This is a genomic window from Pseudomonas sp. Marseille-P9899 (assembly GCF_903166565.1).
Lineage (GTDB): Bacteria > Pseudomonadota > Gammaproteobacteria > Pseudomonadales > Pseudomonadaceae > Aquipseudomonas > Aquipseudomonas huaxiensis.
On record NZ_CAESCG010000002.1, the window covers coordinates 1,407,864 to 1,423,976 of the forward strand.

5 protein-coding genes are annotated in these 16,113 nt (G+C 64.4%); 3 read left to right on the forward strand and 2 right to left on the reverse strand.

Annotation, left to right across the window (positions count from 1 at the left end; all coding sequences use genetic code 11):
- The first annotated feature begins 54 nt into the window (after positions 1–54).
- From HWV67_RS15735 to HWV67_RS15745, 3 genes are all read left to right on the forward strand, one after another.
- On the forward strand, positions 55–10,191 hold the full coding sequence (locus tag HWV67_RS15735; RefSeq protein WP_218585602.1) for a DUF4347 domain-containing protein: 10,137 nt from the start codon (positions 55–57) through the stop codon (positions 10,189–10,191).
- A gap of 50 nt (positions 10,192–10,241) precedes the next feature.
- The gene (locus HWV67_RS15740; RefSeq protein WP_175651897.1) at positions 10,242–11,717 is read left to right on the forward strand and encodes a TolC family protein; all 1,476 of its coding nucleotides are present in this window, start codon (positions 10,242–10,244) and stop codon (positions 11,715–11,717) included.
- A 309-nt stretch (positions 11,718–12,026) separates the two neighbouring features.
- Positions 12,027–13,598, forward strand: coding sequence for a TerC family protein (locus HWV67_RS15745; protein ID WP_175651898.1), 1,572 nt, complete (start codon positions 12,027–12,029; stop codon positions 13,596–13,598).
- Here HWV67_RS15745 and rarD read toward each other — a convergent pair.
- Both rarD and HWV67_RS15755 read right to left on the reverse strand, forming a co-directional pair.
- Positions 13,561–14,448 (reverse strand): EamA family transporter RarD, encoded by an 888-nt coding sequence (rarD, locus tag HWV67_RS15750; protein WP_175651899.1) that lies wholly within the window; start codon positions 14,446–14,448, stop codon positions 13,561–13,563. The genes HWV67_RS15745 and rarD overlap by 38 nt on opposite strands.
- A 43-nt stretch (positions 14,449–14,491) precedes the next feature.
- Entirely contained in the window at positions 14,492–16,072 is a 1,581-nt protein-coding gene (locus HWV67_RS15755; RefSeq protein WP_175651900.1) for an EAL domain-containing protein, read from the reverse strand.
- Positions 16,073–16,113 lie beyond the last annotated feature (41 nt).

A 16,113-nucleotide genomic window follows, 5' to 3' on the forward strand; every position in this document is an offset into this window, starting at 1 on the left:
TTTCGCCGCGTTGCCCAGTATCGAGCAGGGCGGTGGCACAACCGGAGGTGCACCATGAAATTCATCGAACGATTCTCGCGTCAGCCAGGCAAGCAAGGGCAGCCCGTCGATCCCGGCGCCGCGCCTTTGCTGATGGCTCTAGAGCCGCGAATCATGTTCGATGCGTCCGTGGGCGTGGTTGCCCAGGATGCCGCGCAGGCTACCAGCGAGCCGACTGCGGACAGCACCTCCAAGGATACCGCCAGTGCGGCAGCGAGCGCCGATACCCGCAGCACCCAGGGTACTCAAGGCAGTCAGGCCTCGCAGCGCCAGGAAGTGGTATTCGTCGATGGCCAGATCGGCAATGTCCAGCAACTGCTGACGGGCCTGTCGAGCAATGCCGAGATCGTCGTGCTCGATCCGACCAAGGACGGCCTGCAGCAGATGGCCGATTATCTCCAGGGCCGCGAAGGTCTGGATGCCGTGCACCTGCTGTCCCACGGCGCCGACGGTACGGTGCAGGTGGGCAATGTCTGGCTGGCGTCGAGCAACCTGTCCGAACACCGCGCGGCCCTCGAAAGCATCGGCTCCGCGCTCAAGGCCGACGGCGACCTGATGATCTACGGCTGCCGTGTAGGCGACAGCAGCACCGGCCAGACCTTCATCGATCAACTCGCCGCCATCACCGGCGCCGATGTCGCGGCCTCCGCCGACGATACCGGCTCCGCGCTGCTGGGCGGCAACTGGACCCTGGAGCGCAGCAGCGGTGCGATCGAGACCACCGCCCTGGTGGTCAACGGCTATGAAGGCGTACTGGTAGCCAGCTGGAGCACCGGCAGCTCGCCGTTGGGCAGCACCATCGGCGCCTCCGGGCGGACCGTGGTCGGCGACTTCGATGGCGACGGCGATACCGACATCCTCTACCAGACTGCCGGCAACGGCAGCGCCTGGTCCTACGCGCGCAGCAACGGCAACGGTACCTTCACCACGGTGGCACAGGCCCAATCGCCCTTTGCCGGTGTGACGCTGCTCGACCATAGTGGCACCAACTATTATGTCGGCGACTTCGACGGCGATGGCGACGTGGACATCCTGATCGGCGTCAACGGCACCACCGGCAACTTCCTGCGCAACGATAGCGGGAGTTTCGTCTTGGCCTCCAGCGCGAGCTTCCCGGCGCCGGGCGCTGGCACGCGCATGGTGGTCGGCGATTTCGACAATGATGGTGATACCGACATCCTCTACCAGACCGCTGGCAACGGTACGGCCTGGGCCTACGCCCGCAGCGACGGTGGGGGCAGCTTTACCTTGCTGACCCTGGCCAGTTCGCCGTTCGCCGGTCTGACCCTGCCGGATAACTCAGGCAACAACTACTTCGTCGCCGACTTCGACGGCGATGGCGACCTCGATGTCCTTGCCGCCGTCAGCGGTGCGACCGGTACTTACCTGCGCAACAACGGCAATGGCACCTTCAGCAGCCAGCCCACTGCGACCTTCCCGGCACCTGCGGCCAACGGCCGGATGCTGGTGGGCGATTTCGACGGTGACGGCAGTGCCGATATTCTCTACCAGACCGGGGCCAACGGTACCGCCTTCCAGTTTGCCAAGAGCAATGGCGACGGTACTTTCACCATCATGTCCCTGGCCAGCTCGCCGCTCGCGGGCCTGAGCCTGATCGACCATACCGGCACCAACTACCGGGTTGGCGATTTCGACGGCGATGGCGACCTCGATATCTTCTCTGCGGCCTCCAGCACTAGCGGCAACCTCTACCTGCAGAACGGCGCTGCGCCCGAGCTGGTCAGCACCTCGCCGAGCGATAACGCTACCGGCGTCAGCACCACGGCCAACATCACCCTGACCTTCAGCGAATCGGTGACCAAGGGCAGCACCGGCAGCATCTCTATCATTCGCACCTCGGACAACACCGTGGTCGAGACCATCCCCATCAGCAGCGGACAGATCAGCGGCAGCGGTACCACCTGGACCATCGATCCGTCGATCGTCCTGGCCGGTGGCGTGTCCTATGCCGTGCGCGTCGACCCGAAAACCTTCGTCGATGCTGATGGCACCGTGTTCAAGGGCATCAACAACCTGACCACGCTGAACTTCACCACGGTGGTGGCACTGCCGCCGGTGATCGCCAACCTCAATGGCGACGCCGTCACCTACGTCGAGGACAGCGCCTATGTACTGCTCGACGGCTCCAGCAACGCGACGGTCAGCGATGCTGACTCGTCCAACTTCAACGGTGGCAAGCTGACCGCACAGATCACCACCGGTCGCGTCAATGGCGAAGACGTGTTGTTCATTCGCAACCAGGGGGCCGGTGCCAACCAGATTGCCATTTCCAGCGCCCAGATCACGTACAACGGCCTGGTGATCGGCACCTTCACCGGTGGCAGCAACGGCGACCCGCTGGTGATTACCTTCACCGCCAACGCCAACGCGACCACCGTCGCGGCCCTGGTGCAGAACCTGGCGTACCGCAACTCCAACACCGTCGAGCCATCGACCGCCTCGCGCAGTGTGTCGATCAGTATGGATGACGGCGCTGGCGGCTCCAGCGCGGTCAGTGTGGTTGCCCTTACCGTCCAGTCGGTCAACGATACGCCGGTGGTCAACGCCACCGCCACCAACCCGACCTACACCGAGAACACCTCGGCGGTGCAGTTGTTCAACGGCGCGACGGTCAATACCGTCGAGTCCGGCCAGAAAATCACCGAGATGACGTTCACCGTCTCCACCGTGTTCAACGGCGCCGCCGAGAAGCTGGTGATCGACGGCAGCGATGTGACGCTGGTCAATGGCACCAGCGTGGTCACCACCAACAATGGCACGGTGGTCACGGTCTCGGTAACCAGCGGCACTGCCAGCGTCACGCTCACCAGCAGCAGCGGTCTGGACTCCGCGACGGCGCAGACCATTCTCAACACCATGGCCTACCGCAACGACAGCGAAAGCCCGAACGTCAGCAACCGGGTGGTGACCCTGAACTCCGTGACCGACAACGGCGGGTCGGCCAATGGCGGCTTGCCTACCGCATCCATCGGCATCTTCAGCACGGTGGCAGTGGTCGGCGTCAACGATGCACCGGTTCTCGCCGGCGCGCCGTACAGCCTCACGAGCATCAACGAGGACACCACCAGCGCTGGTGTGCGGATCTCGACCTTGCTGACCAACTACACCATGGTGGACGCTGACACCGGCGCCTTGCGCGGTATCGCGGTGTACGGCAAGTCCGGCAACGGCACCTGGCAGTACTCGACTGACAACGTCAACTGGACTGACTTCGGCGCCGTTTCCAGTAGCAGCGCGTTGTTGCTCGCCTCCACCACCTATATCCACTATGTCCCCAATGGCGCCAACGGCGAGACGGCCAGCCTCAACTTCCGTGGCTGGGACCAGACCAGTGGTACCGCTTCCGTCAACGGTGTTCCCGGCGTTTACGACACCACCAGCAACGGAGGGACAACGGCCTTCTCCACGGCCACTGCGGTCGTCAACCAGATAGTGACCTCGCTCAACGATGCGCCGGTGCTGACGAGTGTGTCGCCGATCTTGCCTGACCTGAGCGATGGCCAGACCAACAACCCCGGCGTGCTGGTCAGCTCGCTGTACTCCACTAACTACACCGATGTCGATACGGTTGCGGTCAAGGGTATCGCCATCACCGGCCTGAACAGAGGCAATGGCAACTGGCAGTTCAGCACCGACGGCGGCACCTCATGGAGCACCATCGGCAGCGTCACCGTCAACTCGGCGCTGCTGCTGCGCTCCAACGACCGTGTGCGCTTCGTACCGGATGGCCTCAACGGCACCACCGCCGACTTCACGTTCCGCGCCTGGGACCAGACCGGTATCACCATCGGACTGCAGGGCGTCAAGTACGATACCTCCGTCGCCGGTGGCACCACACCCTTCTCCATCGGACAGGACACCGCCAGCATCACCGTGACGGCGGCCAACGATGCGCCGACCCTCACCGGCAGTGGCGGCAACCTGACCTGGACCGAGGGCAACAACACCACGTCGATCCCGGTGGTCATCGATAACGCCGTGACCATCAGTGATGCCGACGGCCCGTACATCGCCTCGGCAACCGTGCACATCTTGTACAACTACAGCAACGGCAACGATTACCTGGAGCTGGTTTCCAATCCGGCGACCATGGGCAATATCATCGGGACGTGGGACGCCGTCAACGGGACCCTGACCCTGACCTCCGCCGGCAACCAGGCGAGCCTGGCGCAGTTCCAGGCGGCATTGAGGGCGGTGACCTTCACCAACCTGTCGGATTCGCCCACGCCCCTGACTCGCACTGTGCAGTTCCAGGTCAACGACGGTAGCCTGGACTCTGCGGTCGTTACCCGTGACATCATCATTACGGGCGTGGATGACGCTCCGGTGATCAGTGCACCGGCAAGCACTCAGGTGGTCGAGGACGTTGCCTCGGTGATCAACCAGATCAGCATCAGCGATCCGGATTCGGTCAACATCTACATGACCCTGAACGTCACTTCCGGCACCCTTTCCGCCACCAGCGGCGACGGCGTGGTCGTGGGCGGCAACGCCACCACCATGAACCTGAGCGGTACCATCGCGGCCGTCAATGCCTTCATCGCCAACAACCGCCTGACCTACACCACGGCGGCCAATGCCACCGCCGATGCAACCCTGACGGTCTTGGTCGACACCGGCAGTGTCGGCACCGACACCAAGACCATTACCCTTTCGGTTGTCCCGGTGAACGATGCGCCGGTGGTCACCGTGCCGGTGAGCATCGCCGTTACCGAAGATCTGGCCGCTTCCGTGACGGGCATCAGCTTCAGTGACATCGATGCCGGCAGCGCTTCGGTCACCGCGACCTTCTCGGTGACGGGCGGCACCCTTACCGCGCTCTCCGGCAACGGCGTCACGGTGACGGATTCTGGCACCGCCACGCTGACACTGTCCGGCAGCCTGAGCGATATCAACGCCTTCATCGCCGCGGCCAGCGTGAAGTACCAGACCGCCCTCAACAGCACCGCCAGCGAGTTGCTGTCGGTAACGATCAACGACAACGGCAATACCGGCGGCACTGCGCAGACCGATACCAAGATGGTGATCATCAACGTCATTCCGGTGAACGACGCACCGGTCAACGCAGTGCCGGGCGATCAGACCGTCAAGCAGGACGCGGTACTGACCTTCAACACCGCCAACGGCAACCTGATCAGCATCAGCGATGTGGATGCCGACGGCTCGCCGCTGATCGTCACCGTGACCGCCACCAACGGCCTGATCACCCTGGCCACTACCACCGGCCTGGCCTTCCACAACGGCAACGTTCCGGGCACCGCCACCTTGGAGTTCGAGGGCTCCCTGGCGCAGATCAATGCCGCGCTGAACGGCATGAAGTTCACACCGACGCCTGGCTACAACGGCCCGGCGAGCTTCACCATCATCAGCAACGACCAAGGCGCCACTGGCAGCGGCGGGGTGCTGACCGACACCGACACCTTCAATATCACGGTGCAGCCGCTTAACCCGGGCGTGACCAATGTCAGCATTCTGGAAGGCAACCGTGCTTACAAAGTGGGCGAGACCGTCAACGTCGCGATCACGTTCGACATGAACGTGACCGTCGCCGGCGGCGTGCCGACCCTGTTGCTGGAAACCGGAGCGATCGACCGCTTCGCCACCTACGTCAGCGGCTCGGGCACCAACAGCTTGATCTTCAGCTACACCGTGCAGGCCGGTGACGTCAGTGCCGACCTGGATTACCACAGCACCGGCGCGCTGCAACTCAACGGTGCGACCCTCAAGAGCGCCGCTAGCGACGATGCGGTGCTGACCCTGCCAACGCTGGGCGGGGCCAACTCCATCGCGGGTCAAAAGGCCATTGTCATCGATGGCGTGGTACCGACTATCAGCAGCGTCAACGTACCGTCCGACGGCACTTACATCGTCGGCCAGAACCTCGATTTCACAGTCAACTTCAGTGAAAACGTGATAGTCAGCACCGTGGGTGGCACTCCGCGGATCGAAGTGACCCTCGACACCGGCGGCACGGTCTATGCCGACTACGTCTCCGGCTCCGGTGGCAGCGCCCTGGTGTTCCGCCTAGCCGTTGCCAGCGGCCAACTGGACAGCAACGGCATCTCCCTGGGCAGTTCCGTGCAGCCCAACGGCGGCAGCATTCGCGATGGTGCCGGCAACGATGCGGTGGTCGCCCTGAATGGCGTCGCCGGTACCGGCAACGTCAATGTCGACGGCGTGGCGCCGACCGTGGTCAGCGTCACCACGCCGCCCGATGGCAACTACAAGGCCGGCGCCGTGCTGACCTTCACCGTCAATGCCAGCGAAGCACTGCAGACTGGCGGGCTGCCGCCGCGGCTGGTGCTGGATGTGGGCGGCGTGACCCGTTACGCCACATATGTCTCCGGTAGCGGTAGCGACGCGTTGGTGTTCCAGTACACCGTGCTGGCCGGTCACAACGACGGCGACGGCATCGCGGTCAACGGCATCGACCTGCGCGGTGAGCCGCTCACCGACCTGGCCGGTAACAACCTGAACCTGACGCTGAACAACGTGGGCAGCACGGTCGGTGTGGTGGTGGATACCACCGCTCCATTGGTCAGCAGCATCGTTCAGGTCGATCCGGTGCAGAACAACCAGGCGTCGGTCAGCTTCAATGTGACCTTCTCGGAGAAAGTCACTGTCCTTGATCCTGCGGCGTTCGCTGTATTTTTCAACGGAACGACCAGGCTTGATGCCGTGATCACCACCCTTGATGGCCTGACATACAACGTGAAGGTTAATGACCTTATGGGCGCCGGCACGGTGGGGCTGATGGTGGCCGGTAACAACATTGTCGATGCTGCTGGCAATCCCTATGGCGGCTCTGTTGGCCCGATCAGCTACACCATCGACCGCGTGGCGCCGAGTGTCACCAGCGTCGATGTTCCGGCCAGCGGCAGCTATGTGGCCGGGCAGAACCTGGACTTCACCGTGCAACTGGACGAGGCGGTCCTGCTCAATACCAGCAACGGTTCGCCGCGTCTGGAAGTGACTCTGGACAACGGCGAGAAAGCCTACGCCACCTACCTGTCTGGCGCTGGCACCAACGCGCTGGTATTCCGCCTGACCGTCGCCAATGGCCAGTTGGATACCAACGGTATCGAAGTCGGCAGCAGCATCCAGCTCAATGGCGCAACCCTGCGTGATGCGCTCGGTAACGACGCCAACACCACCCTCAATGGCCTCGGCAACACCACCGGCGTGCTGGTCGACGCCGTAGCGCCGGTCGTGGATTCGGTCGGCCTGCCGGCCGACGGCAGCTACAAGGCTGGCGACGTGCTCAGCTTCACCGTCAACACCAGCGAAGGCGTGGTGGTCGACACCTCTGACGGCACCCCGCGCCTGGTGCTGACCGTGGGCGGCGTGACCCGCTACGCCAGCTATGTCTCCGGCGCAGCCGGTGGCGCGCTGGTGTTCCAGTACACCGTGCAGGCGGGTGACACCGCCGCCGGCGGCTTGGTGGTGGGCAACACCCTCGACCTCAACGGCGGTACCGTGCGCGATCCGGCCGGCAACGCCCTGAATCTGGACCTCAATGGCCTGGGCAACGCCGGCAACGTGTTGATCGACACCACGGCGCCAACCGCCAACGGGCTGGTGCGGGTCGATGTCTCGCCGAACAACAGCGGTTCGGTCAGCTACACCCTGACCTTCAGCGAAAACGTCAGCGGTGTGGATGTCGCGGACTTCAACCTGTTCTTCACCGGCAGTGCATCGGGCAGCATCGCCAGCGTCACCCAGGTCGACGGCCGCACCTACACCGTGCTGGTCGACGCCATCGGCGGCACCGGCAGCCTGCGGCTGGACCTCAAGGCCAGCGGCACCGGCATTGCCGACGCGGCCGGCAACGCGGTGGTTGGCGGCCTTACCGGCGCCAGCTACAGCATCGACCGGGTCGCCCCGAGCGTGGTCAGCGTCGATGCGCCGGCCGCCGGCACCTACGTCGCCGGACAGAACCTGGACTTCACCGTGCACCTGGACGAGACGGTCCAACTGGACCTCTCCAACGGCACGCCACGGATCGAAGTACTGCTGGACAACGGCACCACGGCCTACGCCACGTACCTGTCCGGCGCGGGCAGCAACGCCCTGGTATTCCGCCTGACCGTCGCCAGCGGTCAACTGGACACCAACGGCGTCACCCTCGGCAGCGCCATCCAGCTCAACGGCGGGATCCTGCGCGACAGCGTCGGCAACAATGCCAACGTCGCCCTCAATGGCGTGGAAGACACCAGTCAGGTGCGGGTCGATGCGGTCGTGCCGACCGTGTCCACCGTCGGCCTGCCGGCACCGGGCGCGTACAACGCCGGTGATGTGCTGCGCTTTACCGTCAATATCAGCGAGAACGTCATCGTCGATACCAGCGCCAGCGCCCCGCGCCTGGCGCTGACCCTCGGTGGCCAGACCCGTTACGCCAACTACGTCTCCGGCAGCGGCAGCAATGCGCTGGTGTTCGAGTACGTGATCGAGCCGAGCAACAACGCCACGGCCATTGGCTTACCGGGCAACCTCGACCTCAATGGCAGCACCGTGCGCGACGCGGCGGGTAACGCGATGAACCTGGCGCTGAATGCACCTAACGTCGCCAGCGGTGTGGTGGTCGATACTGTGGCACCGAGTGTCAGCAATATCGCCAACGTCGACTTCACCCCCACCAACGCCGGTTCCGTGCGCTACACCGTGACCTTCAACGAGAGCGTGTCCGGCGTCGACAGTGCTGACTTCAGCCTGTTCTTCACCGGCACTGCCAGTGGCCGCATCGCCTCGGTGGAGCAGGTCAATGGCCGCACCTACACCATCGTCGTCGACAACCTGGCCGGCGCCGGCAACGTGCGCCTGGACCTGAACAGCACCGGCACCGGCATCACCGATGTGGCGGGCAACCTGATCACCGGCGGCCTGCAGGGCAGTCTCTACAGCATCGATCGCGTGGCACCGTCGGTGAACAGCGTGGACGTCCCGGCCAGCGGCACCTATGTTGCCGGCCAGCAACTGGACTTCACCGTGCGCACCAGCGAAGCCGTGCTGGTCGACAGCGGCAACGGCAACCCGCGCCTGGCGATCACCCTGGACGGCGGTCGCGTGGTCTACGCCGACTACGTGTCCACCACGGGTGGCAATGCGTTGCTGTTCCGCCTGAGCGTCACCAGCGGCATGTCCGGCAACAGCACCTTCAATGTCGGTTCGGCCATCGACCTCAACGGCGGCACCATCCGTGACGCTCAGGGCAACGACGCGCAGACCGGCCTGAACAACGTCGCCGATACCCGCGGCATCCTGCTCGATGCCAAGGCCCCGCGGCCAAGCAGCATCGTGGTGGACGGCCCAGTACAGCCGACCGACCGGACCTTGAACTTCACCCTGACCTTCGACGAGGCGGTCAGCGGTGTCGATGCCGGCGACTTCAGCGTGGTCGGTACCGGCAACGCCAGTGGTTCGGTGCAGTCGGTCCAGCAGATCGACGCCAAGACCTATCGCATTACCGTCGGCAACATGAGCGGTGCGGGCGCCCTGGCCTTGAGCCTGAACGCGCTGAACAGCGGCATCCGCGACCAGGCCGGCAACGACCTCGCGGTATCCCTGATTGGTCAGTCGCAGACGATCCAGTCGCAAGACGTGGGTGACCTGAATTACCGGCTCAATCCGCCGGAGGCGGCCAACGCACCGTCCACCGTGGTCCTGCAGCCGCAAGTGCCGGGCTTTGTGGTGACTGACGCAGTTTCGCCGCTGATCGCACCGGGCCTGTTCGAAGTACGCACCGTGGGCGGCAACGTGCAGCCACTGGGCGTTATCTTCCTGGGCAACGGCAGCAGCGCGCCGAGCTTCATCGCGCAGGTCTTCGGCAGCAGCGACGGCGGCGCCGGCGGCAACCCGGGCGGTTTCCTCGGCTTTGGTGGCGGAGAGGGCGGCGTGTTCGGCAGCAGTACGTTTGCCGGCATCTTCGGTCGCGATGTACCGGGCGTCAGCGAGATGAACGTGTTCAACGGCAACCAGTGGAAGCAGAGCGATCTCAACCAGGGTCTGCGCGGAGTGTTCGGAGCACCGACCCTCGGCCAGCAATTGCATCACATCAACGAAGCCGACCAGCGCCATGTGCGTGAGTTGGCCATGGCTCTGGCTCAGCCGGCGCAGATCGGGAAGCGGGCATGAAGTACAGCACACACTTACGAAATAAAGCCGTACCAGGGGGCGGCCCAAGGATGAAAAAAAGCCAGAAATTGTTCGGTGCCAGCTTGCTGGCGCTGGCCATCAGCGGTTGCGCTGTCACTAGCCAGCCAATCGACCGCAGTGCCAGCGAGGACCGTGCACGCACCGACCTGGCGACCATGTTCAAGGACCAGGAACCGCTCAACGGCCCATTGACCTTGCACCAGGCCATGGCCCGTGCGGTGAAGTACAACCTCGAAGCACGCCTGAAGGTGATGGAAGAGGCACTGTCCAAGCGCCAGGTCGACCTGGCCCGCTTTGACATGCTGCCGCGCATGGCCCTGGCGGCTGGCTACGCCGGCCGTGACAACACCAGTGCATCCAGCAGCCAGAGCGTGCGTACCGGCACCCAGTCCCTGGAACCGTCGACCTCCCAGGACCGCGACCGCGACGTGGCGGACCTGACCATGGTCTGGAACGTGCTGGACTTCGGCGTCGCCTATGTCAGCGCCAAGCAGCAGGCCGACCAGCGTCTGATTCTCGAAGAACGCCGGCGCAAAGTGGTCCACACCATCACCCAGGACGTGCGTTCGGCGTACTGGCGTGCGGTGGCGGCCCAGCGTCTGCTGACCCAGATCGACGGCCTGATGGCGCGTATCCACGAAGCCCGTACCAACAGCCAGCACATGGCGGCCCAGCGTGTCGGTGATCCGGTGCAGTCGCTGAGCTACCAGCGCGCGCTGATCGAAGCCACGCGCCAACTGGAAGAGCAACGCCGCGCGCTGTCGCTGGCCAAGACCGAGCTGGCGGCGCTGGTCAACCTGCCGCTGAACACCAACTTCGCCCTGGCGCCGGAAGAAGGCTATGCGGTGCCGGAGTTCAAGGCCGACTTCGCCAAGCTGGAACAGCAGGCCCTGGCCAGCCGTCCCGAACTGCGCGAGCAGGACTACCAGGCGCGCATCAGCGCCGCAGAAACCCGCAAGGCCATGCTGCGCCTGCTGCCGGGCCTGGAGTTCTCGCTGGGCGGTCATTACGACAGCAACTCCTTCCTGACCAACCAGAGCTGGGCGGACTACGGCGTCAAGGTGACCTGGAACCTGTTCAACGTGCTCTCGGCACCGGCCGCGATCAAAGTTGCCGAAGCGGGTGAAGACGTTGCCGCGGCTCGCCGTCAGGCGATGTCGATGGCGGTGCTGGCGCAGTTGTACGTGGCCAACGCCAACTACAACGAAGCCGTGCGTCAGTTCCATACCAGCGAAGAGCTGGCCAGTCTCGATGGCCAGATCGCCGAGCAACTGCGTAACCGCTACAAGACGCAGAACATCGGTGAGCTGGAGCTGATCCAGGGCGAACTGAACAACCTGCAGACCCAGCTCAAGCGTGACCTGTCCTACGCCGAACTGCGCAATGCCTACGCGCAGTTGTACGTCAGCTCGGGTACCGACCTGCTGCCAAGCAGCCTGCCGGACAACAACCTGCAGACGATTGCGACGGCGTTGCAGAACAGCGAGGCTAACTGGAGCCATTGATGGTTCTTGGGGCTGCTTTGCAGCCCTTCGCGACGGCCCTTCGCGAGCAAGCTCGCTCCTACAGAGTTTGTAGGGGTGAGCTTGCCGGGACGCCGGACCGTCGCGAAGGGCCGCACAGCGGCCCCAAATCTGTTGCCACAGATTGAAATACTTTCCCTGTGTAGTAAAACGCCGCTACAACTGTAGGATCAACGTCCCTTTTTGATCTCAGGTTGATATGATAGTTTTCCCGGAGCCTCCCAGTAGCAGGCCTTTGCGGCCTTCCTTTCTTCATCGTCCTTGCGACGCTTCCTGCATGAGTGCTCAACCATGGAATGGCTAGCCGATCCCACCGCGTGGCTGGGACTGGCCACGCTGATCGTCCTGGAACTGGTTCTGGGCATCGACAACCTCGTCTTCATCGCCATCCTCGCCGACAAACTGCCGCCCCATCAGCGCGACCGCGCGCGGGTGATCGGTCTGTCGCTGGCGCTGATCATGCGTCTTGGCCTGCTGGCCTCGATCTCGTGGATGGTGACCCTCACCGCGCCGCTGTTCGAAGTGTTCGACAAATCCTTCTCCGGCCGTGACCTGATCATGCTGTTCGGTGGTGTGTTCCTGCTGTTCAAGGCCACCATGGAACTGCACGAACGCCTCGAAGGCCATGTGGTGCAAGCCAACGGGCCGGTCCGGCATTCGGCGTTCTGGCCCATCGTGGCGCAGATCGTGGTGCTCGACGCGGTGTTTTCCCTCGACGCGGTGATTACCGCCGTCGGCATGGTCGAACACCTGTCGATCATGATGATCGCGGTGATCTTCTCGATCGGCATCATGATCGTCGCCAGCAAGCCGCTGACCCGCTTCGTCAACGCCCACCCGACGGTGATCATGCTGTGTCTGGGCTTCCTGATGATGATCGGCTTCAGCCTCACCGCCGAAGGCCTGGGCTTCCACATTCCGAAGGGCTATCTGTACGCGGCAATCGGTTTCTCGATTCTCATCGAGCTGTTCAACCAGTTGGCCCGGGCTCGCCGCAAGCGCAGCCTGCAGGAACACCGGCCGCTGCGTGAGCGTACCGCCCACGCCGTGCTGCGCCTGCTGGGCGGGCGCCGGGTCGAGGCCGACGAGGTGGGTGAGGAAATCGCCGACCTGGTGGGCGACGGCGAGGAACAAGTGCTGTTCGACCGCCGTGAGCGGGTGATGATCAGCGGCGTGCTGCACCTGGCCGAGCGGCCGATCAAGACGGTGATGACGCCGCGTGCCGAAGTCGACTCGATCGACCTGGCGCAGCCGCCCGAGGTGATCCGCAGCGCGCTGATCAACTCGTCGTACTCGCGCCTGCCGCTGATCCGCGGTGGCCGCATCGAGGAACCGCTGGGCTACGTGCACAAGAAGGAACTGCTCAAGGCAATGCTCGCGGGCGAGCAACCGGACCTGGAGCATTTGATGCGTGCGCCGTTGAACCTGCTGGAGAGCTTCAGCATCCTCAATGCGCTCGAACAGATGCGCGCGCAGTCCACGCACATTGCCTTCGTGGTCAACGAGTTCGGTGATTTCACCGGTGTCCTGACCATGACCGACATCCTTGAGTCGATCGCCGGCGAGCTGCCTGATGCCAGTGAAGTGGAAGGCCCGGGTATCGTCGCCGACCAGGAGGGGTATCTGGTCAGCGGTGCGCTGAACCTGCGCCAGATCCAGGCGCAGATCGGTTTTGCCGCCAAACCGACCGACGACTATCAGACCCTCGCCGGGCTGGTGATGAGCCTGCTGGATCGCCTGCCGATGGTGGGCGACCAGCTGGCCTGGAACGACTGGCGGATGACCGTGGTGGCAGTCGAGGAACGGCGGGTGCGGCAGGTTCGCCTTACACCGGCCGCCGCCGCTGACGAAGCAGGTGCCTGACGCCTTCGAGCACCAGCACCACTACCGCCAGCCAGATCGGCAGGTAGGTCAGCCACTGATCCTGGGCGATGCTTTCGCCCAGGATCAGGGCCACTATCACCAACAGCACCGGCTCGACATAACTGAGCAGGCCGAACAGGCTGAACGCCAGCATCCGGCTGGCCAGCACATAACTGATCAGCGCCAGGGCGCTGATCGCCCCCAACAGTGGAATCAGGCCGTAAAGTTGCGGATGGCTGGCCAGGTCGTTCGCGTTCAGCGGTCCCTTGATCACGAAATACAGCGCCGCCGGCATCAGCAGGCACATATCCGCCCACAGCCCGCCCAGGTGGTCGGTGCGCAGCCGTTTGCGCAGCACGAAATAAATCGGATAACCACCGGCTACCAGCAGGGTTTCCCAGGCGAAACTGCCGTGCTGGAACAGCTCGTGGCCGACCCCGGCCATGGCGAAACACACCGCCACTTTCTGCAGGCGCGACAGGCGCTCGCCATACACCAGCCGCCCGGTCAGGACCATCGTCAGCGGCAGCAGGAAATACCCCAGCGACACTTCCAGGCTGCGCCCGTGCAGCGGCGCCCAGAGAAACAGCCACAATTGCACGCCCATCAGCGCCGAGGTACCGCACAGCCCGAGCAGCAGCGCGGGGCTCTGGCGGATGCGTGCCAGCAGCCCGGTGACCAGGGGCCAGTCGCGGGTGATCAGCATGAACAGGGTGACGCACGGCAGGGTCAGGAGCATCCGCCAACCGAAGATTTCCTCACCGTCGAGCGGGGCGAGGAGGGAGGTGTAGTAATACATCACGGCGAACAGGCAGGACGCCATTACCGATAAAGCAATGCCTCTGGACACGGGGGCCTCTATACAGCGAAAAGCGGGGGGAAGGATTGACCGGTCATGATCTCAGGGGCACCACCGGTTCGGCAACCGTCGCCCCGGTCGGTTGTTCGGCCAGGGCGTTGACGAAGTCGCTCAGGGGCATGGGCCGGCCAAACAGATAGCCTTGCTGGAAATCCACCCCGTAGCGGGCCAGGTAGTCGCGTTGTGCGGCGGTTTCCACGCCTTCGGCGACGATGCCCAGGCCGAGCTTGCCCGACAGCTCGATGATGCTGTCGAGAATGTGCAGCGATAGCGCATCGACGCCGATCATGGCGACGAAGCTCTGGTCGATCTTCAGGTAATCCACTTCGAACTGGCGCAGGTAGCTCAGGCTTGACTGGCCGGTGCCGAAGTCGTCGACGGCCAGCAGCACGCCGAGCGCGTGCAGGCGTTCGAACAGGCGGTCGGTGGTGTCGCTGGGGATGATCGGCGTGCGCTCGGTCAGCTCCAGGGTGAGCTTGACCCGACCCGGCGGGAACCGCGCCAGCAGCGCCTGGCAGTCGTCGCACAGGGACAGGTCCTGGCAGTGCGCGGCGGTGATATTGATGCCCAGATGAAAGCCGTCCTCGAAGGTGTCGGCCAACGGCGCCAGTTGTTCGCCGACCTGTTCCATCAGGCGCCGGGTCATGGGCACGATCAGGCCGCTGTGTTCGGCATAGGGAATGAACAGGTCGGGCCGCACCAGGCCCTCGCGCGGGTGCTGCCAGCGCATCAGCACTTCGGCGCCGGCCCAGCGGTAGTCACCCTGGCGCACCACGGGCTGGAAATAGGGGACGAATTCGTCGGCATCCAGCGCCCGTTGCAGCTCCGCCTTCTGCGACGTGGCCCGGCGCAATTGCCAATAGCAGGCGGCGCCGGCGCTGGCCCCGAGAAACAGCAGCAGGCCGAACATCGCCGGGTATTCGCTGCGCATCAGCTTCCAGGCCTGGCCGGGGCCGAAACCGCTGTGCAGGGAAAAGGCGTAGCGCTGCGAGCGCACTTGCTCGGCCGCCAGGGCATAGCCCGGCACCGGGCCGTCGTTGACCTTGCCGCGCTGGTCGATCCAGTGCTCGCCGACCTGCAAGCGCAGGTCGATATTCGGTGCGATCAGGCGCAGGGCGCTGGTCAGGTGGTCGCCGTCGAGGGTGCTGATGGCGCCTTTTTCGCCCTCGACGAGGCGGTACACCAGCAGGGGATGGCCGGGTGACACCGAGTTGCCGTTCATCAGCCACAGGCTGCCGTCGGTGTAGTCGGCGGGATTGACCTTCTCCCGGAAGTCGCCGAACAGCGAGGTGCAGTAGATCTCGTCGCGGAAGGTGAGGTTGGTGGAGCGTACGAAGGAGCGCCGGGTGACCTGCTCGCGCAGCGCCAGGTTGATCTGCTCGCAAGGCTGGCCGGCCAGTGGCAGCAGGTCGCGGGCGGCGCCGGCGACGTTGTCGAGCACCCGGTCCAGGTGGCTGACAGCCTCCTGGGCGCTGCTCAGCGCCCGCGCCTGCAATTCGCGCTGGGCCTGCCAGTGCAGGATCGCCAGGCCGCAGATCACCGGGACCGCGCCCACCAGCCAGGGCACCAGGCGGCGCAGGAGGCGGCCGCGGTTACGGGATTTCTGCAGGGGCATGCCGGTTCCGTCCGTGTGTTCTGTGTTCGCTCATGATAGCG

Excerpts from the sequence above, each read along its gene's own strand:
- HWV67_RS15735 (WP_218585602.1), top strand. The coding sequence starts at position 55 with ATGAAATTCATCGAACGATTCTCGCGTCAGCCAGGCAAGCAAGGGCAG.
- HWV67_RS15740 (WP_175651897.1), top strand. The coding sequence starts at position 10,242 with ATGAAAAAAAGCCAGAAATTGTTCGGTGCCAGCTTGCTGGCGCTGGCC.
- HWV67_RS15745 (WP_175651898.1), top strand. The coding sequence starts at position 12,027 with ATGGAATGGCTAGCCGATCCCACCGCGTGGCTGGGACTGGCCACGCTG.
- HWV67_RS15755 (WP_175651900.1), bottom strand. The coding sequence starts at position 16,072 with ATGCCCCTGCAGAAATCCCGTAACCGCGGCCGCCTCCTGCGCCGCCTG.